This is a genomic window from Nocardiopsis protaetiae, assembly GCF_045446735.1.
GTDB classification, from domain to species: Bacteria; Actinomycetota; Actinomycetes; order Streptosporangiales; family Streptosporangiaceae; genus Nocardiopsis; species Nocardiopsis protaetiae.
On record NZ_JBJJBV010000105.1, the window covers coordinates 1 to 20,143 of the forward strand.

Annotated in this window: 19 protein-coding genes; 9 read left to right on the forward strand and 10 right to left on the reverse strand. The window is 75.3% G+C overall.

All coding sequences use genetic code 11. The features are described 5' to 3' along the window. Nucleotides 1–159 precede the first annotated feature (159 nt). On the reverse strand, nucleotides 160–1,038 hold the full coding sequence (locus tag ACJOT3_RS17125; protein WP_406973835.1) for a MetQ/NlpA family ABC transporter substrate-binding protein: 879 nt from the start codon (nucleotides 1,036–1,038) through the stop codon (nucleotides 160–162). 245 nt (nucleotides 1,039–1,283) lie between these two features. Between ACJOT3_RS17125 and ACJOT3_RS17130 the strand changes: the two genes are divergently transcribed. Further along, nucleotides 1,284–1,832, forward strand: coding sequence for a winged helix-turn-helix domain-containing protein (locus ACJOT3_RS17130; RefSeq protein ID WP_406973836.1), 549 nt, complete (start codon nucleotides 1,284–1,286; stop codon nucleotides 1,830–1,832). A gap of 240 nt (nucleotides 1,833–2,072) precedes the next feature. On the opposite strand, the gene ACJOT3_RS17135 is transcribed toward ACJOT3_RS17130, so the two are convergent. Continuing rightward, nucleotides 2,073–2,570: a MarR family winged helix-turn-helix transcriptional regulator gene (locus ACJOT3_RS17135; protein ID WP_406973837.1), complete on the reverse strand. Its 498-nt coding sequence runs from the start codon at nucleotides 2,568–2,570 to the stop codon at nucleotides 2,073–2,075. 103 nt (nucleotides 2,571–2,673) lie between these two features. On the opposite strand from ACJOT3_RS17135, the gene ACJOT3_RS17140 reads away from it, so the two are divergent. Beyond that, nucleotides 2,674–3,246, forward strand: a complete 573-nt coding sequence (locus ACJOT3_RS17140) for an NADPH-dependent FMN reductase (RefSeq protein ID WP_406973838.1) — start codon at nucleotides 2,674–2,676, stop codon at nucleotides 3,244–3,246. A gap of 70 nt (nucleotides 3,247–3,316) precedes the next feature. Here ACJOT3_RS17140 and ACJOT3_RS17145 read toward each other — a convergent pair whose 3' ends face one another. The 4 genes from ACJOT3_RS17145 to ACJOT3_RS17160 form a co-directional block, all read right to left on the reverse strand. Next, complete coding sequence (locus ACJOT3_RS17145; RefSeq protein ID WP_406973839.1) at nucleotides 3,317–4,687, reverse strand: YeiH family protein; 1,371 nt, start codon at nucleotides 4,685–4,687, stop codon at nucleotides 3,317–3,319. Further along, a complete protein-coding gene (locus ACJOT3_RS17150; RefSeq protein ID WP_406973840.1) occupies nucleotides 4,684–4,818 on the reverse strand; it encodes a hypothetical protein in 135 nt (44 codons plus the stop codon). The genes ACJOT3_RS17145 and ACJOT3_RS17150 overlap by 4 nt, the downstream gene beginning before the upstream one ends. A 193-nt stretch (nucleotides 4,819–5,011) precedes the next feature. After that, complete coding sequence (locus ACJOT3_RS17155; RefSeq protein WP_406973841.1) at nucleotides 5,012–5,398, reverse strand: rhodanese-like domain-containing protein; 387 nt, start codon at nucleotides 5,396–5,398, stop codon at nucleotides 5,012–5,014. Further along, nucleotides 5,395–5,928, reverse strand: coding sequence for a cysteine dioxygenase (locus ACJOT3_RS17160; RefSeq protein WP_406973842.1), 534 nt, complete (start codon nucleotides 5,926–5,928; stop codon nucleotides 5,395–5,397). Before ACJOT3_RS17160 ends, ACJOT3_RS17155 begins: the two co-directional genes overlap by 4 nt. 579 nt (nucleotides 5,929–6,507) lie before the next feature. On the opposite strand from ACJOT3_RS17160, the gene sfnG reads away from it, so the two are divergent. The 7 genes from sfnG to xylB all read left to right on the forward strand — a co-directional run bounded on the left by sfnG (nucleotide 6,508) and on the right by xylB (nucleotide 14,692). Further along, nucleotides 6,508–7,653 (forward strand): dimethylsulfone monooxygenase SfnG, encoded by a 1,146-nt coding sequence (gene sfnG, locus ACJOT3_RS17165; protein ID WP_406973843.1) that lies wholly within the window; start codon nucleotides 6,508–6,510, stop codon nucleotides 7,651–7,653. Nucleotides 7,654–7,943: 290 nt separating this feature from the next. Next, a complete protein-coding gene (locus tag ACJOT3_RS17170) occupies nucleotides 7,944–9,089 on the forward strand; it encodes an acyl-CoA dehydrogenase family protein (protein WP_406973844.1) in 1,146 nt (381 codons plus the stop codon). Nucleotides 9,090–9,207: 118 nt separating this feature from the next. Next, the gene (locus tag ACJOT3_RS17175) at nucleotides 9,208–10,572 is read left to right on the forward strand and encodes an acyl-CoA dehydrogenase family protein (RefSeq protein WP_406973845.1); all 1,365 of its coding nucleotides are present in this window, start codon (nucleotides 9,208–9,210) and stop codon (nucleotides 10,570–10,572) included. Between the two features lie 25 nt (nucleotides 10,573–10,597). Continuing rightward, entirely contained in the window at nucleotides 10,598–11,827 is a 1,230-nt protein-coding gene (locus ACJOT3_RS17180) for an LLM class flavin-dependent oxidoreductase (protein ID WP_406973846.1), read from the forward strand. 213 nt (nucleotides 11,828–12,040) lie between these two features. Beyond that, on the forward strand, nucleotides 12,041–12,586 hold the full coding sequence (locus tag ACJOT3_RS17185) for an NADPH-dependent FMN reductase (protein WP_406973847.1): 546 nt from the start codon (nucleotides 12,041–12,043) through the stop codon (nucleotides 12,584–12,586). A 42-nt stretch (nucleotides 12,587–12,628) separates the two neighbouring features. Beyond that, complete coding sequence (locus ACJOT3_RS17190; protein ID WP_406973848.1) at nucleotides 12,629–13,144, forward strand: flavin reductase family protein; 516 nt, start codon at nucleotides 12,629–12,631, stop codon at nucleotides 13,142–13,144. A gap of 162 nt (nucleotides 13,145–13,306) precedes the next feature. Beyond that, entirely contained in the window at nucleotides 13,307–14,692 is a 1,386-nt protein-coding gene (xylB, locus tag ACJOT3_RS17195) for a xylulokinase (protein WP_406973849.1), read from the forward strand. 344 nt (nucleotides 14,693–15,036) lie between these two features. Here xylB and ACJOT3_RS17200 read toward each other — a convergent pair whose 3' ends face one another. The 4 genes from ACJOT3_RS17200 to ACJOT3_RS17215 all read right to left on the reverse strand — a co-directional run. Beyond that, nucleotides 15,037–15,477 carry an SRPBCC family protein gene (locus tag ACJOT3_RS17200; protein WP_406973850.1) on the reverse strand — a complete coding sequence of 147 codons (441 nt, stop codon included), beginning with the start codon at nucleotides 15,475–15,477 and terminating at the stop codon, nucleotides 15,037–15,039. Between the two features lie 9 nt (nucleotides 15,478–15,486). Further along, the gene (locus ACJOT3_RS17205; RefSeq protein ID WP_406973851.1) at nucleotides 15,487–16,410 is read right to left on the reverse strand and encodes an AraC family transcriptional regulator; all 924 of its coding nucleotides are present in this window, start codon (nucleotides 16,408–16,410) and stop codon (nucleotides 15,487–15,489) included. Between the two features lie 185 nt (nucleotides 16,411–16,595). Continuing rightward, the gene (locus ACJOT3_RS17210) at nucleotides 16,596–19,400 is read right to left on the reverse strand and encodes a hypothetical protein (protein WP_406973852.1); all 2,805 of its coding nucleotides are present in this window, start codon (nucleotides 19,398–19,400) and stop codon (nucleotides 16,596–16,598) included. Next, nucleotides 19,400–20,143: hypothetical protein (locus ACJOT3_RS17215; protein WP_406973853.1), on the reverse strand; the 744-nt coding region annotated here is incomplete at its 5' end. The genes ACJOT3_RS17210 and ACJOT3_RS17215, both read right to left, overlap by 1 nt.

Below are 20,143 nucleotides of genomic sequence, written 5' to 3' on the forward strand. Positions count from 1 at the left end.
CGGGTCCGGGAACGCCGCGAGGGGCGGCGGGGCACACGGCCCCACCGCCCCTCGACGGTGTGCGGGGTTCCGCGCCGCCCGCCGGAGAGACGAGCCGGGGGCGGCGCGGAGCCCTTCTGGAAAGGGAGCCCGTGGGCTCCGCGCAAGTCCCGCGGAGTGCTACTCGGCGGTCTCGATGACGTTGCCGTCGGCGTCCACGGCCAGGACGACGCCCTTCCAGGACTCCTTCACGAACTCCAGGACGCGCTCGTCGTGCAGCAGCTCGGCGAGCAGCTGGACGCGCTCGTCCTCGACGTTCTCCTCCAGGGCCACCAGGCCGTTGGCGTAGGCCTCGACGTAGTCGTCGCCCTCGGGCTCCCAGGCCAGGACGTTGCTCTCCTCGGGCAGGTTCGCCTCGATGGCGTAGTTGCCGTTGACGACCGCGGCGTCCACGTCGGCGATGGCGCGCGGCAGCTGCGCGGCCTCCAGCGGCGTGACGGTGATGTCCTTGGGGTTGTCGGTGATGTCCTTCTCGGTGGCCAGCTCACCGGCCTCCGGGTCCACCTCGATGAGGCCCTCGGCCTGGAGGATGCCCAGGGCGCGGTTGAGGTTGGCCGGGTCGTTGGGGACGGCGATCTCGGCGCCCTCGGGCAGGTCGGCGATGCTCTCGACGCTCTCGGAGTACAGGCCGAGGCGCTCGATGTGCACGTCGGTGATGTAGGAGAAATCGGCGTCGGGGCCGTTGGCCGCCCACTCGTTGAGGTAGGTGCGGTGCTGGAAGTAGTTGGCGTCCAGCTCACCCTCGACCAGTAGAGTGTTGGGGGTGTTGTAGTCGGAGATCTCCACGATCTCCAGGTTCAGCCCGGCCTCCTCGGCGAGGTTCTCGTCGATGAAGGCGAGGATGTCGCCGTGCGGGACGGGGCTGACGCCCACGCGCAGCACCTCCGCCGCGCCCTCTCCCCCGTTGTTCTCCGCGGCCTGCTCGCTGGGGGCGCCGCAGGCGGTGAGCGCCAGGGTGACAGCGGCGGCGGCACCGATGACGGCTGAGGTCGTGCGCATGTGCGCTCCTTCGTGATCGAAAGGGTGGAGGATCGCGGGGGGCTCCGCCGCACCGGTCGACGACCGGCGCTCGGGTGGGACCGGAGAGCCCTGTGGGACATCCGATGACCTGACCGAAGACTATCCAACCTTCTTGGTAGGAAAACTCCCTTTTAACCCCCGCGTCACGTGGCGTCGGCCACACGAGGCCAAGATTACCGACTAATACGGTAGATAATATCGAGAATAGGCCGCATCATGGAGTCATGCTCACCGCACACACCGCCACATCCCTGACCGAGGCCCGGCCCACCCGCCCGGCCCTGACCGCCGTCCCCGACCCCCGGGCGACCCCCGGCGCCACGGGCCCCGCCACCGACGCCGAGACCCGCGCCGGGTCGGGCGAACACTCGCTCCTGGGCGTGCTGCCCCTGCCCGAGAGCGGCAAGTACATGCTGGTGTACGGGGTCATCGTCGACGAACCCGACACCCGTGGCCGCCCCCTGCCGCCCGCCGGCGGCCTGCTCCTGGACCGCGACGCCCGCCGGGTGTGGTCGGACGGGCGCGAGGCGGAGCTGACCTACCAGGAGTACGAGCTGCTGGAGTGCCTGACCGACTCCCCCGGCCGCGCGATCACCCGCACCGAGCTGATGCAGCGGGTGTGGGGCGCCGCCGAGGGGATGCACTCGCGCACCATCGACGTCCACATCCACCGGCTGCGCCGCAAGCTCGGCCCGGCCGGGGACCTCATCGCGACCGTGCGCAAGGTCGGGTACATCTACCAGGGCCCGCGCACGCACTCCCCCGAATCCTGACCGCCCACGCGGCGGGCGGACACGTGAGCGCCGCCCGCCCGGGCGGCCCGCGGCGGCCCCTGCCACCGGCGTGGCGGGCGAGCCCCGCGGCGGCCTCCGCCACCTCCGACGTGCCGGGCGCAAGGCCCACGGCGGTCCCGGCGGCCGACGCGGCCGGCGAGAGCCCCGCAGCGGCCGGAAGGCCCCCGTGGCCCCGGCGACCGACGCGGCGGGCGTCCCGTGGCGCGGCCCGCCCGGGGGTCAGGAGCGCTCGCGCGGCCGGCGTTCGGGGCTGCGCGTGGGCGTGTCCTGTGCCAGGCGCTCCACCACCTTCTCGGCGATGTCGCCCAGCACCCGGACCTCCTCCGGCGTGAGCAGGTCGATGAAGTTCCCCCGCACCGACGCCACGTGCGCGGGCGCGGCCGCCTCCAGCACCTCCCGCCCGTGGTCGGTGAGCGCGATCTCGCTGCCCCGGGCGTCGTCCTCGGCCTCCAGGCGCCGGACCAGGCCGCGCTTCTCCATGCGCGAGACGTGGTGGGACAGCCGGGAGGTGGACCAGAGCATGCGCGCGGCCGTCTCGCGGGTGCGCAGCCGGTTCCCGGGGGTCTCGCCCAGGTTGGACAGCACGTCGTAGTCGGCGTCCGAGAGTCCGTCCTCGGCGAAGTCGCGGGTGATCCGCAGGTCGAGCAGGGCGCGCATGCGCCGGTAGCCGCGCCAGGCGCGGGCCTCGGGGGCGGTGAGCCAGCGTGGAGGTTCCATGCCCCCAGCCTAGCGTTGACATGTCACCAATGACTCGTCTATGTTGGTGACACGTCACCGGAACGCAGGGTTCTTGGTGATACGTCACCGACTAGGAGCCCCCATGCCCCGCCTGATGGTCCTCTCCGCCAGCACCCGCCCCGCCAGCCCCGGCCCCTCGATCGCCTCCTGGGTGAGCGAACGCGCCCTGCGCGACGGCGTGTTCACCCCGTTCACCGTGGACCTGGCCGAGCTGGCGCTGCCCTTTCTGGACGAGCCCGGCTCCCCCTCCCAGGACGCCCCCGTCCACCCGCACACCAAGGCCTGGAGCGCGGTGGTCGACTCCGCCGACGCCTTCGTGTTCGTGATGCCCGAGTACAACCACTCGTTCACCGCCCCGCTCAAGAACGCGGTCGACTTCCTCTTCCACGAGTGGCGGCGCAAGCCCGTGGGGTTCGTCGGCTACGGGATGTCCTCGCGGGGGATGCGCGCGGTGGAGGCGTTCCAGCCGGTGGCGGCGGCGCTGGGCCTGGTCCCGGCCGCCCCGGTCGTCACGGTCGGGCTGCGCGACGACCTGGACGGGCACGGGGTGTTCCGGCCCGGCCCGAACCTGGACTCCGCGGCCGACGCGATGCTCGGCGAGCTGGGCGCGCTGGAGCGGGCGCTGTCCGGGCTGCGCGCCGCCGCGGCGGCCTGACCCCGGCACACGGCGAGGGGGCGGGCCGGTGCCCGCCCCCTCGCGCGTTCGTGTCCCGGGACCGGAAGGCTCAGAAGGTGAAGCCGCGGAACAGGAAGAACGCCAGCACCAGGCCGACCACCAGGTTGAACACCGTGGCCAGGGCGAAGACGCCGATCGGCCGCCAGCCCGCCTCGCGCAGCGAGCTCAGCTTGAACTCCAGGCCGATGCTGGTGAACGCCGCGATCAGGAACCAGTCGCGCAGCGCCTTGGCGGTGTCCAGGCCCTCCTTGGCGGCGTCGCCCCCGGCGTTGGCCCAGGCCGTGGCGATGACCGAGGCGAGCAGGAAGCCCAGCACGAACTTGGGGAACCGCTCCCACAGGGTGCCCAGGCCCGGGCGGGCGGCGGCGCCCTCCCCGGCGGGGGCGACCTTGAAGGCGAAGTAGGCGGTGAGCAGCACCGCGACCACGCCCATCAGGACGTTCTGGGTGGACTTGACAATGGACGCGATCTGGAGGGCGTCCTCGCCGACGATCGCACCGGCCGCGGCGACCGCCGCGGTGGTGTCGATGTTGCCGCCGATCCAGGCGCCCGCCTGGGCGTCGTTGAGGCCGATCACGCCGACCAGCCAGGGCAGCAGGAAGATCGACGGGACGGCGAACAGGATGACCAGGCTCGCGGTGTAGGCGAGCTGCTCGCGGCGGGCCTGCACGGCGCCGGCGGCGGCGATCGCGGCGCTGACACCGCAGATGGACACCGAGGAGGCCAGCAGCGCGCGCAGCCGGTCGTCCAGGCCGAACCGGCCGCCCAGCCACCAGGTGAACAGGAACACCGCGGTGACCAGGAGCAGCGCCTGGAGGATCGCGGGGCCCGCGGCCCGGATGATGACGTCGAACAGGACGGTGGAGCCGAGCAGGACCAGACCGGTCTTGATGAAGAACTCGGTGCGGAACGCCGTGGCCAGGCGGTCGCGCACGCCGACCAGGTTGAGCACGAGGTTGCCGAGCAGGCCCAGCAGGATGGCGTAGACCGGGTACTCGACGGCGTCGGCGAACCCGGCCAGGGGCGTGCCCTCGGCGACCTCGGGGACCCAGGAGGTGAGGAAGCGGGTGGTGGCGGCCAGCGCCAGGACGACGAGCAGGCCCAGGGCCGCCCAGGCCCAGAAGGCGCCGTCGCGGACGGCCGGGGTGTCCTGGCCGCCGGTGCCGTCCTCGGCGGCGGGGGCCGCGTCCGCGTCGGCGTCGGTGTTCTCGGCGTCGGCGTCCTTGGTGGCGGTGGCGGCCTCGCTCTTGGCGGCCGACTCCTGCGCGCCCTCGGCGGTGTCGCCCTTCGCGGCCGTCTCGGCCCCGGCGGCCCCGGTCCCGACGGTCTCGGCCTCTGCGGCCTCGGAGGCCTGGGGGGAGGTCTCCGGCTCGGTGTTCTCGGTGTTCCCGCTCTGGGGGTCGGGGGTCTTCTCGCTCACGGGATCAGCCCCGCCGGGATGGCGCCGACCAGGGCGAGGCCGAGCAGGACGAGTCCGGTGATGGTGGCGGCCCAGTCCTCACCGAGGCGCCACCGCGGGCGCTCGGGGCTGGTGGGGGGTGTCTCACTCATGGTTCTTCTCTGTTTCTCCGGGAGCCGGTGTCGGGGGCTCCCCGGGGGAAGGGGGATGGGGGAACCGCGGCGGGGGTGCCGCGGGGGTTCTATATAAAACCTACTGATTTAGTGTAGTTAAAGGGCGTGCGGAGCGCCAGACCCGAGCGGGCACTCGACCTGCCCGGGTTCGGCCGTCTCGTGCCGGGTCCGGTCAGCCCCGGGGTTCGAGGACCGGCAGCCCCTGGGAGCGCCAGGCCCGGAAGCCGCCGATCAGGTCGGTGGCCCGGCTCAGACCCAGCTCCTGGAGCTGGACGGCGGCCAGGCTGGAGGCGTAGCCCTCGTTGCAGAACAGCACGATGTGCCGCTCGGCGGAGTCGGCCTCGGGCACCCGGTCCGGGCTGGTCGGGTCGAGCCGCCACTCCAGGACGTTGCGGTCGATGACCAGGGCGCCGGGGATCTCCCCCTCGGCCGCGCGGTTGACCACGGGCCGGGTGTCCACCAGCAGCGCGCCCTCGCGCTGGGCGGCCAGGGCCTCGGCGGGCGAGAGGCGCTCCAGGTGGGCGCGCCTGCTGTTGAGGAGTCGGTCGATCGCGCTCACCGGGTCTCCTCGCGGGCCGGGACGCCGCCCAGGGTGGGCACGTCGGGTTCGGGGTCGGTGGTGAGGATGCTGCCGGTGCGGCGCAGCGCGCCGTCGCCGCCGACCTCGTAGTAGTGCATGGCGGTCAGCGGCGGGGAGTAGGCGTGCACGCTGACGGCGGGCGCGTCGGAGGCGTTGACGACGTCGTGGACGTGGCCGAGGGGGAAGCGGCCGCCCTCGCCGTCGGCGAGGGTGTGCTCGCGCAGCTCCCCGGCCCAGTAGTGCTCGACCAGCTCGCCGGTGACGACGGTCAGGGCCCCCAGGGAGCCGGCGTGGTCGTGCAGCCGGGTGGACTGGTCGGGGGTCCAGGAGATGAGCCAGACGTCGGTGTGGTCGTCCGCGTGCAGGCGCACCGACCAGCGGTTCTCGGCGTCGAAGTGGATCTCGTGCAGGCCCTGGCGGACCTCTTCGGCCACCTCGGCGGTCAGCGCGGCCAGGCGGTCCAGGGTGAGCGGAGTCGGGGCGGTGGGGACGGTGGCGTCGACGGTCATGGGCTTCGTCTTCTTCTCACTGCTGCGGCGGTGGTCCGGGACAGGGATGGGGTGCGGACGGCGCGCTGCGCCGGCCGCTCACCGACAGCGTTCGTCGAAGGTGAGCGTTCTCCGCCAGGTCCGCGGCGCGTGTACAGGAGTGCTGACTGCCATGCATCGCAGTAAACCATATTCCCTACAGGTTTAGTCGGTAGACCCCCGCGCCACTTGTGCCACATCCGCACCAGGACCGCCGGAGCGGAGCGGGTCGCGATCCCCTGACCGGCGGTTCGTCACCGCGTGTCGCCGCCCGGAGGCGTTCCATCAAAGATTCCCTACTTTGTTGGTTGACAAAATGGGGTTAGGGGCTCCAGTCTGGAGACGAGGCCGACGGAATCGCGGAGCCGTCGGCCCAGGACCCGCCGCACCCGCGCCCCTTTCGTCCGGGCCACCCCGCTGGACGACAGGGGCCGCGAGGCCGGTCCCCACGTCCCGGGCCGGGAGGGCCGCCATGCGCGGAGTGGCCCGTCACCCCGGCCCGGGACGTCTCCTCACCTCCGCGGCACCGACACGACCGCACCCGTTCGAGAGGCGGCACCGATGTCCGACGCCCCTGAGCCCCTGCGCTTCGCCTACTGGGTTCCCAACGTCAGCGGCGGCCTGGTCACCAGCACCATCGAGCAGCGCACCGACTGGGGATACGAGTACAACCGCGACCTGGCCCGGATCGCCGAGAACAACGGCTTCGACTACGCCCTCAGCCAGGTCCGCTACACCGCCGGGTACGGCGCCGCCTACCAGCACGAGTCCACCGGGTTCAGCCTGGCGCTGCTGCTGGCCACCGAGCGGCTCAAGGTGATCGCCGCCGTGCACCCGGGGCTGTGGCACCCCGGAGTGCTGGCCAAGTTCATCGCCTCCGCCGACCAGCTGTCGGGCGGCCGGGCCGCCGTCAACGTGGTGAGCGGCTGGTTCAAGGCCGAGTTCACCGGGCTGGGCGAGCCCTGGCTGGAGCACGACGAGCGCTACCGGCGCTCGGAGGAGTTCATCCGGGTGCTGCGGGAGCTGTGGACCAGCGACGCGGCCGAGTTCTCCGGCGACTTCTACCGGATCCACGACTTCGACATCCAGCCCAAGCCGGTGGCCGTGCCCGGGCGCCCCCACCCGGAGATCTTCCAGGGCGGCAACTCCAGCGCGGCCCGCCGCCAGGCGGGGCGGGTGTCGGACTGGTACTTCTCCAACGGCAAGGACTTCGAGGGCTTCACCGAGCAGGTCGACGACGTGCGCGCCGAGGCCGCACAGCACGGGCGCACCGTGCGGTTCGGCCTCAACGGCTTCCTCATCGCCCGCGACACCGAGGCCGAGGCGCACGACACGCTGCGCGAGATCATCGCCAAGGCCGACACCGAGGCGGTGGAGGGCTTCCGGCGGGCCGTGCAGCAGGCGGGCCGGTCCACCTCCGACGGCAAGGGCATGTGGGCCGACTCCCGGTTCGAGGACCTGGTCCAGTACAACGACGGGTTCCGGACCCGCCTGATCGGCGAGCCCGAGCAGATCGCCCGGCGCGTCGTCGAGTACAAGGCGCGCGGCGCGAACCTGCTGCTGCTCGGCTTCCTGCACTACCAGGAGGAGGTCGCCGCGTTCGGCGCCCGCGTCCTGCCCATCGTGCGGGAGCTGGAGCGCGAGGTCGACGAGCGCCTGGGCAACGGCGCCCCCGCCGAGGAGGCGGCCAAGGCCGTCAGGGCCTGACGCGCAGGCGCCCGGCGGGGTTCTGGAGGTTCCGGAGGAGCCGAAGGTTCCCGCCTACGGGGGCGCCGGAGCGGCGGGCCGAAGCGAAGCGGAGGCCCGAAGGCGCACAGACGGCGGCCGCCGCGGGCCGTCCATCGAATGCCCCGGCGGGGCGGGGCGCGATCGGATGAGACAAGGCACGAAAGGGACGACGATGAGCACCGACATCGAGGACACCGCCACCGGGGCCCGCACGCACGACTGGGGGCCGGAGCGCCTCCGCGGAGGAGTGGATCGCCCGGGCCGCCCGGGTGGGCGGGATCCTGGCGGCCGACGCCGTGGAGCGCGACCGGGCGGGCCGGACCCCCTACGCCGAGGTCGCCCTGCTGAAGGACTCCGGGCTGGTCACCCTGCTCGGCCCGGTCGAGCACGGCGGCGCCGGGCAGGCCTGGGAGACCGCCTACAAGGTGATCCGGGAGGTGGCCGCCGGGGACGGCTCGATCGGCCAGCTGCTGGGCTACCACTACCTGTGGGCGTGGGCGGCGCGGCTGGTCGCCACACCCGAGCAGATCACCGCGGTGGAGGAGCTGTACACGGCGAACCGGCTGTTCTTCGGCGGGGCGGTCAACCCGCGCGACGAGGACCTGGTGATCACCGACGAGGGCGACACCCTGGTGTTCAACGGCCGCAAGGCGTTCTCCACCGGGAGCCGGGTCTCGGACCTGACCGTCCTGGAGGGGGTGCTGGAGGGCACCGACGAGCACGTGTTCGCGATCGTCCCCTCCGACCAGGAGGGCATCGTCTACGCCGACGACTGGGACAACATCGGCCAGCGGCTCACCGAGTCCGGCGGCGTGACCGTGGACGGCGTGCGGGTGGCGTGGTCGCAGGCGGCCGGGTACGTGGACAAGGAGTTCCGCCCGCTCACCTACAACACGCTCAACGTGCCCGCGATCCAGCTGGTGTTCGCCAACTTCTACCTGGGCATCGCGCGCGGGGCGCTGGAGCGGGCCCTCTCCTACACCCGGGAGCGGACCCGCGCCTGGCCCTACGGCGGCGACGACAAGGACACGGCCGTCCAGGAGTGGTACGTGCTGGAGACCTACGGCGACCTCCAGGCCAAGCTGTGGGCGGCCGAGGCCCTGGTGGACCGGGCCGGCAGGGAGATCTCGGAGGTCCTGCACGCCGAGCGCGAGGCGCTCACCCCGCGGCGGCGCGGTGAGATCGCGGTGCTCGTCGCGGCCGCCAAGCAGAGGATCGCCGACACCGGGCTGGAGATCGCCACCAAGGTGTTCGAGGTGACCGGGGCGCGGGCGACCGCCGCCTCGGTGGGCCTGGACCTGTACTGGCGTAACCTGCGGACGCACACTCTGCACGATCCGGTGGCGTACAAGCGCCGCGAGGTGGGGACGTACGCGGTGTTGGGCGAGGTCCCCGAGCCCACCTGGTACACCTGACCGAACGCAACGCCGAAGGTCGGGCACCACCGTCCTTGGCACGCCGACCTGTGCTGTAATTCCACACAATTCCGGTAGGTATTTACAGGTCGGCGTGCACCACAGCAGGAGGTTCCCCGTGTCCGAGACGATCACCGGCCCCGCCCGAGGCCCCGCCGACGACGAGGCCCCCACCCGGGTCCTGGCCACCGACGCCGAGGCCCTGCACGCCGTGCGCGAACTGCTCCCCCGCCTGGCCGAGGGCGCCGCCGCCCGTGACCGGGACCGCGAGCTCCCCCGCGCGCAGGTGCGCGCGCTGGCCCGCGCCGGGCTGCTGGCGATCACCGTGCCCCGTGCCCTGGGCGGCGCCGACGTGCGCGCCGCCACCGTCGCCGAGGTGCTGCGCCTGATCGGCACCGTCGACCTCAGCCTGGCCCAGATCCCCCAGCCGCACTTCGCGTTCCTCAACGCCCTGCGCCTGCGCGGCGGCCCCGTCGCCCGCGAGCGGGTGTTCGGCGACGTCCTGGCCGGGGCGCTGGTCGGCAACGCCCAGGCCGAACGCTCCGGCAGGACCGCGCACACCCACGCCACCCGGCTGGAACGCGAGGGCGAGGAGTGGTGTCTGGAGGGCACCAAGTACTACGCCACCGGCTCGCTGTTCGCCGACTGGATCGCGGTCGTCGCCCCCGCCGCCACCCACGACGGCCCGCGCCCGCACATCGCCCTCGTGCCCGCCGCCGACCCCGGGGTGCGGGTGGAGGACGACTGGAACGGGATGGGCCAGCGCACCACCGCCAGCGGCACCGTGCACCTGTCCGGGGTGCGGGTGCCCGGCGCGCTGGTGCTGGACCAGTACCGCACGTTCGAGACCCCCACCACGTTCGGCGCGTTCGCCCAGCTGCTGCACACCGCCATCGATGTCGGCGCGGCGCGCGGGGCCCTGGACGCGGCCGCGGAGTTCGTGCGCACCAAGAGCCGTCCCTGGTTCGAGAGCGGCGCGGACACCGCCGCCGACGACCCCCTGCTCGTCCACAGGTTCGGTGAGCTGGAGGTGCAGGTGCGCGCCGCCGAGGCGCTGCTGGCCACCGCGGCGGCCCGGGTGGACACCGCGGACGCGGTGCTGGCCCAGGACGCGGTGCCGGCCCAGGAGGCGGACAGGGCCCGGGGCACCGACGGGTCCGAGGACACCGGCGGGGCCCGGGGGGCGGCGGGGACTCCGGGAGGCCTCGCGGCCCGGGACCTCGCCAGGGCCGAGGAGGCCACCGCCGAGGCCTCGCTGGCGGTGGCCGCCGCCAAGGTCGCCGGCGGCCGGACCGCGGTGGAGGTGTCCTCGGCGCTGTTCGAGGTGGCCGGGACCCGCGCCACCGCCGAGGGCGAGAACCTGCACCGGTTCTGGCGCGACACCCGCACCCACACCGTTCACGACCCGGTGCGCTGGAAGATCCAGCACCTGGGCGAATACTCCCTCAACCGGCGCCGCCCCCCGCGGCACGGGCAGATCTGACCCGCTACGGAGGATGAGACCCCTCATGTCCCTGACCTTCCACTGGTTCCTGCCGACCCAGGGCGACAGCCGCGGCATCGTCGGCGGCGGGCACGGCGCCGACGTCACCGCGTCGGCCTGGCGCACGCGCGAGCCGTCCGTCGAATACCTCGGCCAGGTCGCCCGGGCCGCCGAACGCCTCGGCTTCGAGGGGGTGCTCACCCCCACCGGGGCCTGGTGCGAGGACGCCTGGCTGACCACGGCGCTGCTGGTCGGGGACACGAGGCGGTTGAAGTTCCTGGTGGCGTTCCGGCCCGGGCTGCTCTCGCCGACGCTGGCGGCGCAGATGGCGAGCACCTACCAGCGGCTGAGCGGCGGGCGGCTGCTGCTCAACGTCGTCACCGGCGGGGAGTCCGCGGAGCAGCGCCAGCACGGCGACTTCCTGGACAAGGACGCCCGCTACGCGCGCACCGACGAGTTCCTCCAGGTGGTGGAGCGGCTGTGGCGGGGCGAGACCGTCGACTTCGCCGGAGAGCACATCACGGTGGAGGGGGCGCAGTTGGCGCGGGTGCCCGAGCCGCTGCCGCCGGTGTACTTCGGCGGGTCCTCGCCCGCCGCCCTGGAGGTGGCCGCCCGCCGGGTCCAGGTGTACCTGACCTGGGGCGAGCCGCCCGCCGCCGTCGCGGAGAAGATCGGCCGGGTGCGGGAGGCGGCCGCCGCGCACGGCCGGGTCCTGGACTTCGGGGTGCGGCTGCACGTCATCAGCCGCGACACCGCCGAGGAGGCGTGGGCGCAGGCCCAGCGGCTGCTGGACGGGATCCCGCGGGGGACCGTGGAGCAGGTGCAGCGCGGGCTGGCGCAGAGCGAGTCCGAGGGGCAGAAGCGGATGCTGGCCCTGCACGGCGGCAGCGCGGCCGACCTGGAGGTGTACCCCGGCCTGTGGGCGGGGGTGGGACTGGCCCGGGGTGGGGCCGGTACCGCCCTGGTGGGCAGCCACGAGCAGGTCGCCGACCTGATCGAGGAGTACCACCGGGCGGGGGCGACCGAGTTCGTCCTGTCCGGCTACCCGCACCTGGAGGAGGCCTACTGGTTCGGCGAGGGGGTGCTGCCCCTGCTGCGCGAACGCGGGCTGTGGCACCACCCCGACGGCGACCCGCGCGAGGCCGCCGCGAACGTGCCGTTCGCCCCGGCGGCCCCGGCGGCCCCGGTCGCTTCAACGGCTCCGGGAGTCCCAGAGGCCCCGGCGGCTTCGGCGGCACCGACAGCCTCCTCCTGACCGTCCCCGTCCCGACGACACTGTTCGCTCACCGGCGAACAGTTCGCCCGCCACCGAACAGTTCGACCACCGACGAACAGTTCGTCCGCCATCACATCGTCCAATTCGTCCGATCACCACCAGACAGTTCGCGCGCCGACGAACAGTTCGTCCATCACCGAACCGTTCGTTCGCCAACGAACTGTTAGATCACCACCGAACCGAAGGCCCGCCATGACCACCACCGTCCTCGTCGGCAATCCCCGACCGCACTCGCGCACCGCCACAGCCGGCCTGGCCGTGGCCCGCCACGCCTCCCGGGCCGCCGACCTCCCCGAGCAGGCCGACCTGCTCGAACTCGCCGACCTGCAGCCGCTGCTGCTCACCCCCGGCCCGCCGCTGGACGTGGCCGCGGCCCTGGAGCGGGTGCGCGCCACCGACCTGCTGGTCGTGGCCAGCCCCACCTACAAGGCCACCTACACCGGGCTGCTCAAGGTGTTCCTGGACCTGCTGCCCTCGGGCGGCCTGGCCGGGGTCACCGCGATCCCGGTTCTGGTGATGGCCTCGCCCGCGCACACCCTGGCGGTGGACGTGCACCTGCGGCCGCTGCTGCTGGAACTCGGCGCGACGGTGCCCGCCGCCGGGCTGGCGCTGCTCCAGGACACGATCCCCTCCGAGGGCCCCGACGGCCCCGCCCCGCTGCTGGACGAGGTCCTCGCCCCCTGGGCGCGGGCCGCGGCCCCGGCGCTGCGCGCGACCGCGCGGACCACCGCCCCCTGAGCCCGACCCCCGCCATCCCCACCACCACCCCGGGAGAGTCCGTTGAGTGTCACCGAGACCGTTCTCCAGTCCTCGACCGAGGCCGACCGCTTCCGCGCGACGCTGCGCAACCACCCGGCCGGGGTCGTCATCATCACCGCCAACGTGGACGGACGGCCCGTGGGGCTGACCGCCACCTCGTTCACCAGTGTGAGTCTGGAACCTCCGCTGGTGTCGTTCTACATCGCCGATTCCTCCACCACCTGGCCGACGCTGCGGCTGGCCGGGCAGTTCGGCGTGCAACTGCTGGGCGAGGAGCAGTCGGAGCTGGCCGCCCGGTTCGCGAGCCGGGGGGCGGACCGGTTCGCCGCGCCGACGTCGTGGCGGCCCGGCCCGTCGGAGGTCCCGCTGCTGGACGGGGCGGTGGCGCACCTGGTGTGCGAGCGCTTCGACACCCGGCTGATCGGCGACCACTGGCTGGTGGTCGGCCGGGTGACGCACACGCTGGTGCTGGAGGACCCGAGGCCGCCGCTGGTGTACCACCGCGGGACGTTCGGCGGGGTGGCCCCGCTGGGCTGACCCGCCGCGGCGCGGCGAACACGGGGGGTGCCCGCGGGCGCCCCCCGTGTCGTGTTCGGGACCTGTGCGGGTCGGACGGGCCCCGCCGGCCTGGTGACAGAACGGGTGGTGCGGGCTAAGTTCGTTGGGAAACCCTACTAATTCCCTCACCGCGGAGTCCCGATGCCCCTCGTCGCCGGAATCGACAGTTCGACCCAGTCCTGCAAGATCGTGGTCTGCGACGCCGAGGACGGTGCGGTGGTGCGCGAGGCGCGCGCCCCGCACCCGGACGGCACCGAGGTGCACCCGCGCGCCTGGTGGGCTGCGCTGGAGCAGGCCTCGGACGGGGTGCTCGACGGTGTGGCGGCGATCGCCGTGGCCGGGCAGCAGCACGGCATGGTGGCCGTCGACGAGGACGGCGAGGTGGTGCGCGAGGCGCTGCTGTGGAACGACACCCGCTCGGCCGGGGCCGCCGACGACCTGATCGCCGAGCTGGACGGGCCGGACGCCTGGACGGAGGCGGTGGACAACATCCCCGGGGCCTCGCTGACGGTGTCCAAGCTCCGCTGGTTCGCCGAGCACGAACCGGAGGCCGCCGCGCGCGCGACCGGGGTGATGCTGCCGCACGACTGGCTGACCTGGCACCTGGCCGGCCGGGAGGGCGGCCCGACCACCGACCGGGGCGACGCCTCCGGGACCGGGTACTGGTCGCCGAGCGGCGGGGAGTACCGGGCGGACCTGCTCAAGCGGGCGTTCGGCCGGGAGCTGGCCGTGCCGCGGGTGGCCGCGCCCGCGGAGACCGTGGGGTACACGCCGGGCGGGGCGGTGGTCGCCCCGGGCACCGGGGACAACATGGGGGCCGCTCTGGGCCTGGGGCTGGGGCCGGGTGACGCGGTGGTGTCGCTGGGGACCAGCGGGACGGTGTTCGCGGTGAGCGAGACGCCGGTGCGCGACGCGTCGGGGATCGTGTGCGGGTTCGCCGACGCCACCGGGCGGTACCTGCCGCTGGTGTGCACGCTCAACGCCGCCCGGGTGCTGACCGCCACCGCGGAGCTGCTGGGCACCGACCCGGCGGGGCTGGACGCGCTGGCGCTGGCGGCGGAACCGGGCGCGGGCGGGCTGGTGATGCTGCCCTACCTGGACGGGGAGCGGACCCCGGCGCTGCCCACGGCCGCGGGCTCGCTGCACGGGATGCGCCGCGCCACCATGACGGCGCCGCACCTGGCGCGGGCCGCGGTGGAGGGGATGCTCTGCGGGCTGGCCGACGGGCTGGCCGCGCTGACCGACCGGGGCGTTCCGGTGAGCCGGGTGCTGCTGATCGGCGGGGCGGCGCAGTCGGAGGCGGTGCGCCGGGTGGCGGCGACCGTGCTGGAGGCGCCGGTGGTGGTGCCCGAACCCGCCGAGTACGTGGCCCTGGGCGCCGCCCGCCAGGCCGCCTGGGCCCTGGCGGGCACCGCGGCCCCGCCGCGGTGGAGCACCGGCGGGTCCGCGGTCGCCGTCCCGGCCGACCCGGCCCCGCACGTCCGCGAACGCTACGCCGAGGTGCGCCGCGCCGCCCACGGCGTCTGACGGCACGGCGGGGACGACCGCACACGTGCATCAGGGCCGCCCCGTCCGCCGCGCCGCCCACGGCGCCTGAGACCGGCCCCGACCGGCGGACGGAGCCGGGTCGCTGCGGCCCCGCGTGTGCACGAACGCTATGCCGAGACGTACCGGGCGACCCACGGCGTCTGAGCCCGGACGACGGCACGGCGGGGCGCGGTCAGCGGGCCCCGCGCGTGTGCGAACGGCGCGGCGGGGTCCGCCGCGCCGCCCGTGGGGACGGCCCGGGCGGCCGAGGCGGCATCGACCACGCAGGTACGGGACACCGGCCGTGATGCGCCCGGCCGCTGACGGGGTCCGGTCGGCGGGGCTCAGGCGACCGGCCGCTCCGCGGCGTAGGCGGCCAGGCCGTCGGCCGTCTTCTGCATGAAGCGCGCGATGTACCACCGCAGAAAGCGGCCCATGAGACGTGACCTCGGCTCGAAGACCCCCGACCAGGTGAGGTCGGTTCCACCGTCGGCCGCGGGACGCAGCTCCACGGTGCCCCGGTAGGAGCGGAAGGGGCCGTCCAGGGCCTCGTAGACGAACCGGCGGTCGGAGGCCAGGTCCACGATGCGTTCGCGGACGACGCCGTTCCCGGTGCGGAACGCCCGGACGTCGCCGACCCCCTGCCGCTCGCCGGGGGCGTCGCCCTCGACCTCGGCGGCGTCGATCGGCGACCACGAGGGCCAGGTGGACGTGTGCAGGAGTACGGAGAAGACGGCTGCGGGGGCCGCCGGTGAATGCGCGGTGACGCGGTAGCTGTAGGACACGGGTCCACGCTAGGAGGGCGCCTCGGGTCCGGGCCATGCGCCGGATTGCGGTCCCGTCGACCGGATCTTGCGGTAGGCGGAGGGCCGCACCCCCACCTCGCGCAGGAACGCCGCCGACAGGGCGCCCGGGCTCGCGAACCCGCAGCGTTCGGCGATCCGGGCGATCGGCAGGGCGGTGGTGGCCAGCAGCGCCCGCGCCCGCTCGATCCGCAGCCGGGTGAGGTACCGGTACGGTGTCTCGCCCGTGGCGTCCCGGAAGACGCGGACGAAGTGGTACACGCTCAGGTGCGCCTCGGCGGCGGCCTCGGCGAGGGTGACCTGCTCGGCCATGCGCTCGCGCAGGACGGCGGCGCCCCGGCGCACGGCCGCGTGCTCGGGGCCGGGGAGCCGCTCCCCGCGGCCCCGGGTGAGCAGGTGGGTGGCCAGGAACGCGGCGGCCGACTCCGCGTAGAGGTCGCCCGCCGCCTCCACCGAGGGCAGGGAGCGCAGCAGGTGCTCCACGACCGGGTCGCCCGCCGCCACGGCGGCCGCCAGCGCGTCGAAGTCGGGTGCGGGGCCGCCGAGGTGGGCGGCGGTGCGGTCGACGGTGGCCCGGGGGACGTGCACCTGGACGGTGACCAGGGTGGCGGACGACCGGTAGCCGCGGACGACCGGGCGTGCGGGGGCCAGCAGCTCCAGGCGGCCCGGGGTCCAGCGCCGCCGGGTGGTGCCGTCCCCGCCGCGGGTGCGCATGAGGGCGTCGCCCGCCGTGCACAGGACCAGGTGCAGGTCGGTGGTGCCGGGCAGCGGCAGATGCTCGACCTCGCGGGCGTGGGTGAAGCGCTGCACGATCATCGACCGCCAGCCCGCGTCCCAGCTGCTGTGGGTGCGCCGTACGGAGTCCTCGGCGACGTCGGCGTAGGGGGCCAGGTCGAAGTCGGATGTGTCGAACACGCCCCCAGACTAGGCGCGGCACGCGGTCACCCGCCGGGGACGGCCCCCGGAGACGGCGGAGGCCGGGCACGGCGGTCCGGTTTCGCGGGCGGCACGCAGGCACCCGCCGGGAGCGCCGGCCCCTGGGGACGGTGGCCCCTGGGGGCGGCGGGACCGGCCGTGGCGGCCGGGTGGTGCGGGCGCAGTCAGCGGGGGCCCGCGGTGGCGGTGGCCAGGGCGGCCCACAGCAGGGGCGCGGCCGCCGGGTCGCCGGTGGTGCGCCAGCGGTCCAGGCGGGTGCGCTGCCAGTCGGCGAGCGCCCGCACCGGGGCGGGGGCGTCGTGGGCGGCGTCCACGGCGGCGACCAGCTCCGTGAGCGGCCGCTCCGCGGCCGGGACCCCGCCGAACCGGTGGAAGGCGGCGTTGGTCGGCAGCGCCCAGCGGGCCGCGGTGACCAGGTCGGCGCCGTTGCGCAGCAGCGCCGAGGCCGGGCCGAAGGGTTCGGCGAACCGGGTGTCCGCGCCGCTGTCGCAGGCGACGAGCGCCACCCGCGCCGGGGACGGCCAGGGCCCGGACCGCCCGCCCGGGGCGCCCAGCAGCAGGTCCTTGGCGCTGAGCGGCCGGTGGCCCCGGACCGGCGCCGCGTACCCCTCGGTGTCGGCGGTGCAGCACAGGTGGAGCAGGGTGTCCTCGCTCTGGCCGTCCTCGACCGGGGCGGAGGTGGCGTGGCCGACGTAGAGCAGGCGGCGCGCCCCCGCGTTCAGGGCCTCCCCCAGCCAGCGGCGGTCCTGGTCGGTGCGGCGCAGCGCCTCCTGCGGAGTGTCCACCCGGGGCAGCATGTCGTCGGCGGCGCGGTGGGCGTCGATGAGGGCGAGCACGTCGGGGTCGGTGCCCGGGCGGCCCAGCACCGACCCGAGTTCGGAGTCGGCGCGAAAGCCCGGCACCCGCGGGTCCAGGACCAGCACCGCCGGGCCGTCGGGGGCGGGTTCCGGCCGGGGTCCGGCGGTGAGGGCGGCCGGGGCGGCCAGGGCCACGTCGGCGAGGTCGAGCAGGCGGGTGCCGTCGGGGTCGACCGCCAGCAGCTCCCAGGGGACCCGGCCGGTGTGCGGGGACGGCTGGATCCGCACCAGGGGGCGCATGCCCAGGCCCTGGGCGACGGTGTGGATCTGGTCGGTGAGCTCGGCGGGCCAGAGCACCTCGGCCAGCCGGGCCGACAGGGCGCGTTCGGCGGCCGGGTCGGCGAGGGCGCCGCCGGTCAGCGCCGCCGCGACCCCCGCGGGCCCCGGCAGGGCGGCGGACAGTTCGGCCAGCACGGCGTCGGTGTCGGCGCCCGGCGCGTAGCCGGTGCCGAACCCCTGGGCGCCCGCGGTCCAGCGCCAGGCCATGTACAGGCCTTCGGCGTCGGCCAGGCGGACCAGCACCGTCGGCACCGGCTCCGGGTAGGCGCGGTCGGCCCCCGCGACCGGGGCGACGTGCCCGGCGGAGACCACCGGGCGGCGGTAGTGGGCCTCGGCCAGGGCGATGTGCTCCTGGAGAGCGAAGCGCCCCGGTGACACCTCCACCCGGGGCACCGGCCCCACCCGCAGGCCCGGGGCGTGCGCGGCCGGGGGCGGGAAGAGGGCGGCGACCGGGTCGGCGGGGGCGTCGGCCGCGGGGGCGTCGGCCGCGGCCAGGGGCGCGCCCGCGCAGACCACCTCCACGAGTTCGAACAGCAGCCCCTGGTCCCCGGTGGCCCAGGCCAGGCGGAAGGCCAGGTCGGCGGCGGCCCGGGAGAGTTCGTCCCAGCGGGCGCGGGCCTGTCCGGTGGCGAAGTCGGCGCGCGCCGCCGCCAGGGCCAGCGCCACCGGCACCGCCGTGGCCAGGGCCGCCCGCAGCGCCTCGTGTTCGTTGCCGGGGAAGGCGCCCGCCTCCACCAGGGCGGCGGTGCCGCGGGCCATGAGCAGGTCGACCTGGGCGCAGCGTTCGAAGGCGCCCAGTTCCGCGAAGACGGCGCGGGCCCGGGCGGCGTGTTCGTGCACGGCGGGCAGGTCGCCGACGGTGAGGGCGCGGCGGGCGTCCTCCAGCAGGGCCTCGCCCAGGGCGGCGCGCACGCCGTGTTCCTCGAACCGGGTGCGGGAGGCCGCCGCCAGGGCCTGGGCGGTGTCGGTGGAGCCGCGCATCCGGGCCAGGGCGGCGCGCACCTGCTCGCAGGCGGCCAGGGAGACGGGGTCCCCGGCCTGCTCGAACGCGACCGAGGCGCGCAGGTAGAGGCGTTCGGCCTCGGCCGGGTCGCCGCGCAGCAGGGCCAGGTGGGCGCGGCCGCCGTCCAGGGAGGCGGGCTCGCCGCCCAGGGCGCGGAAACGTTCGGCGGCCTGGGCGAGCAGGTCCTCGGCCTCGTCCAGGCGGCCGGTCTCGGCGAGCAGGTCCGCCAGCCCGGCGAGCAGGTAGGGCACCGGGTGCAGGGCGGGGTCGGTGGCCGCCAGGGCGGAGCGGTAGAGCGCTTCGGCGGCGCCCCACTCGCCGCGGGTGACCAGGAGCAGGGCGCGGCCGCCCGCGGTCTCGGCGCGGTGGACCTCGGGGGTGGCGCTGTCGTCGGCGCGGGCGCCGGCCTCGTCCAGCAGGGCCGCCGCCAGGTCGGTGTCGCCCAGGCGGCGGGCGTTCTCGGCGCGTTCGATGAGGGCGTGGACGAGGACGCCGGTCCAGGCCGGGCGGGCGGTGGGGCCGGTGACGTGCGGGTCCAGGGGGCGCAGCAGGGCGACGGCGCGGTCCAGGTCGGCGGCCGCGCCGGTGAGGTCGGCCAGGCCGATGCGGGCGCGGCCCAGGTCGGAGAGCAGGGTGCCGCGCAGCAGGTCGACCACGGGTGAGGGGTCCAGGTCGGCGGCCAGGGCCAGGAGCCGGTCGAGGATGTCGCGGGCCTCGCGGGGGCGGTGGAGTTCGAGGAGGGTCCCGGCCTTGGCCAGCCACTCGTCGAAGGGCTCGCCGAAGAACTCGGCGTACTCGATGGGGATGTCTCCGGAGGGCTCCGCGGGCATCAGAAGTCCTCGTCGGCTCGGGCGGCGCGGACCTCGGCGGCGAACGGGGGCGGCTCGCCGGGGCCGGCGGGGGCGCCGCGGGCCAGGTCGATGCGGCGGGCGGCCAGGGCGCGCAGGCGGTCGCGGGTGGCGGCGGCGCCGGGGCCGCTCGGGCCGGGGTCGAAGCCGGGCAGCAGCACCGCGACCCGCGGGGCGGGCGCGGCGGTGGCGGGCAGGTCGAGGTCGGCGGTCCCGGTCCAGGCGTCGCCGTCGGGGGCGAGCGGGACGCGGACGGGGGCGGCGCCGGGGCGGGGGACGACGTCGGCGGCGGGATGGGCGGACGCGCGCAGGGGGCCCATGACCGCGTGGACCTCGATGGCGCGCTGCGCCCCGCGGGCGTGGACGGCCCAGGAGACGGCGTTCTCGGCGGCGTCGACGAACCCGGCGGGGTAGCGGCACCAGTCGTTGGCGCCGTGGCCGCGGGCCAGGGTCCGGGCGTGCCGCGGTGTTCCGGGACCGGCCGCCAGGGCGTAGTCGTCGGCGCGCGGCGGGGCGGCGGGCGCCGCGGCCGCGCCCAGGAGGGCGTCGAGGTCCTCCCCCGCGAGCCCCTCGGAGTCGGCCAGTGCGGCGAGGGCGGCGGCGAGCCCGGGCGGGGCCTCGTCGAGCAGGGCGCCGATCCCGGCCCGGTGCTCCAGCAGCAGTTCGGCGGCCGTGTCGGGGGGCAGGGCGCGGTGGCAGCGGTGGGCGAGGGCGGCCAGTTCCAG

Coding starts and splice junctions, on each gene's coding strand:
- ACJOT3_RS17125 (WP_406973835.1), bottom strand. CDS start 1,038: ATGCGCACGACCTCAGCCGTCATCGGTGCCGCCGCCGCTGTCACCCTG.
- ACJOT3_RS17130 (WP_406973836.1), top strand. CDS start 1,284: ATGCTCACCGCACACACCGCCACATCCCTGACCGAGGCCCGGCCCACC.
- ACJOT3_RS17135 (WP_406973837.1), bottom strand. CDS start 2,570: ATGGAACCTCCACGCTGGCTCACCGCCCCCGAGGCCCGCGCCTGGCGC.
- ACJOT3_RS17140 (WP_406973838.1), top strand. CDS start 2,674: ATGCCCCGCCTGATGGTCCTCTCCGCCAGCACCCGCCCCGCCAGCCCC.
- ACJOT3_RS17150 (WP_406973840.1), bottom strand. CDS start 4,818: ATGAGTGAGACACCCCCCACCAGCCCCGAGCGCCCGCGGTGGCGCCTC.
- ACJOT3_RS17160 (WP_406973842.1), bottom strand. CDS start 5,928: ATGACCGTCGACGCCACCGTCCCCACCGCCCCGACTCCGCTCACCCTG.
- sfnG (WP_406973843.1), top strand. CDS start 6,508: ATGTCCGACGCCCCTGAGCCCCTGCGCTTCGCCTACTGGGTTCCCAAC.
- ACJOT3_RS17180 (WP_406973846.1), top strand. CDS start 10,598: ATGTCCCTGACCTTCCACTGGTTCCTGCCGACCCAGGGCGACAGCCGC.
- ACJOT3_RS17185 (WP_406973847.1), top strand. CDS start 12,041: ATGACCACCACCGTCCTCGTCGGCAATCCCCGACCGCACTCGCGCACC.
- xylB (WP_406973849.1), top strand. CDS start 13,307: ATGCCCCTCGTCGCCGGAATCGACAGTTCGACCCAGTCCTGCAAGATC.
- ACJOT3_RS17210 (WP_406973852.1), bottom strand. CDS start 19,400: ATGCCCGCGGAGCCCTCCGGAGACATCCCCATCGAGTACGCCGAGTTC.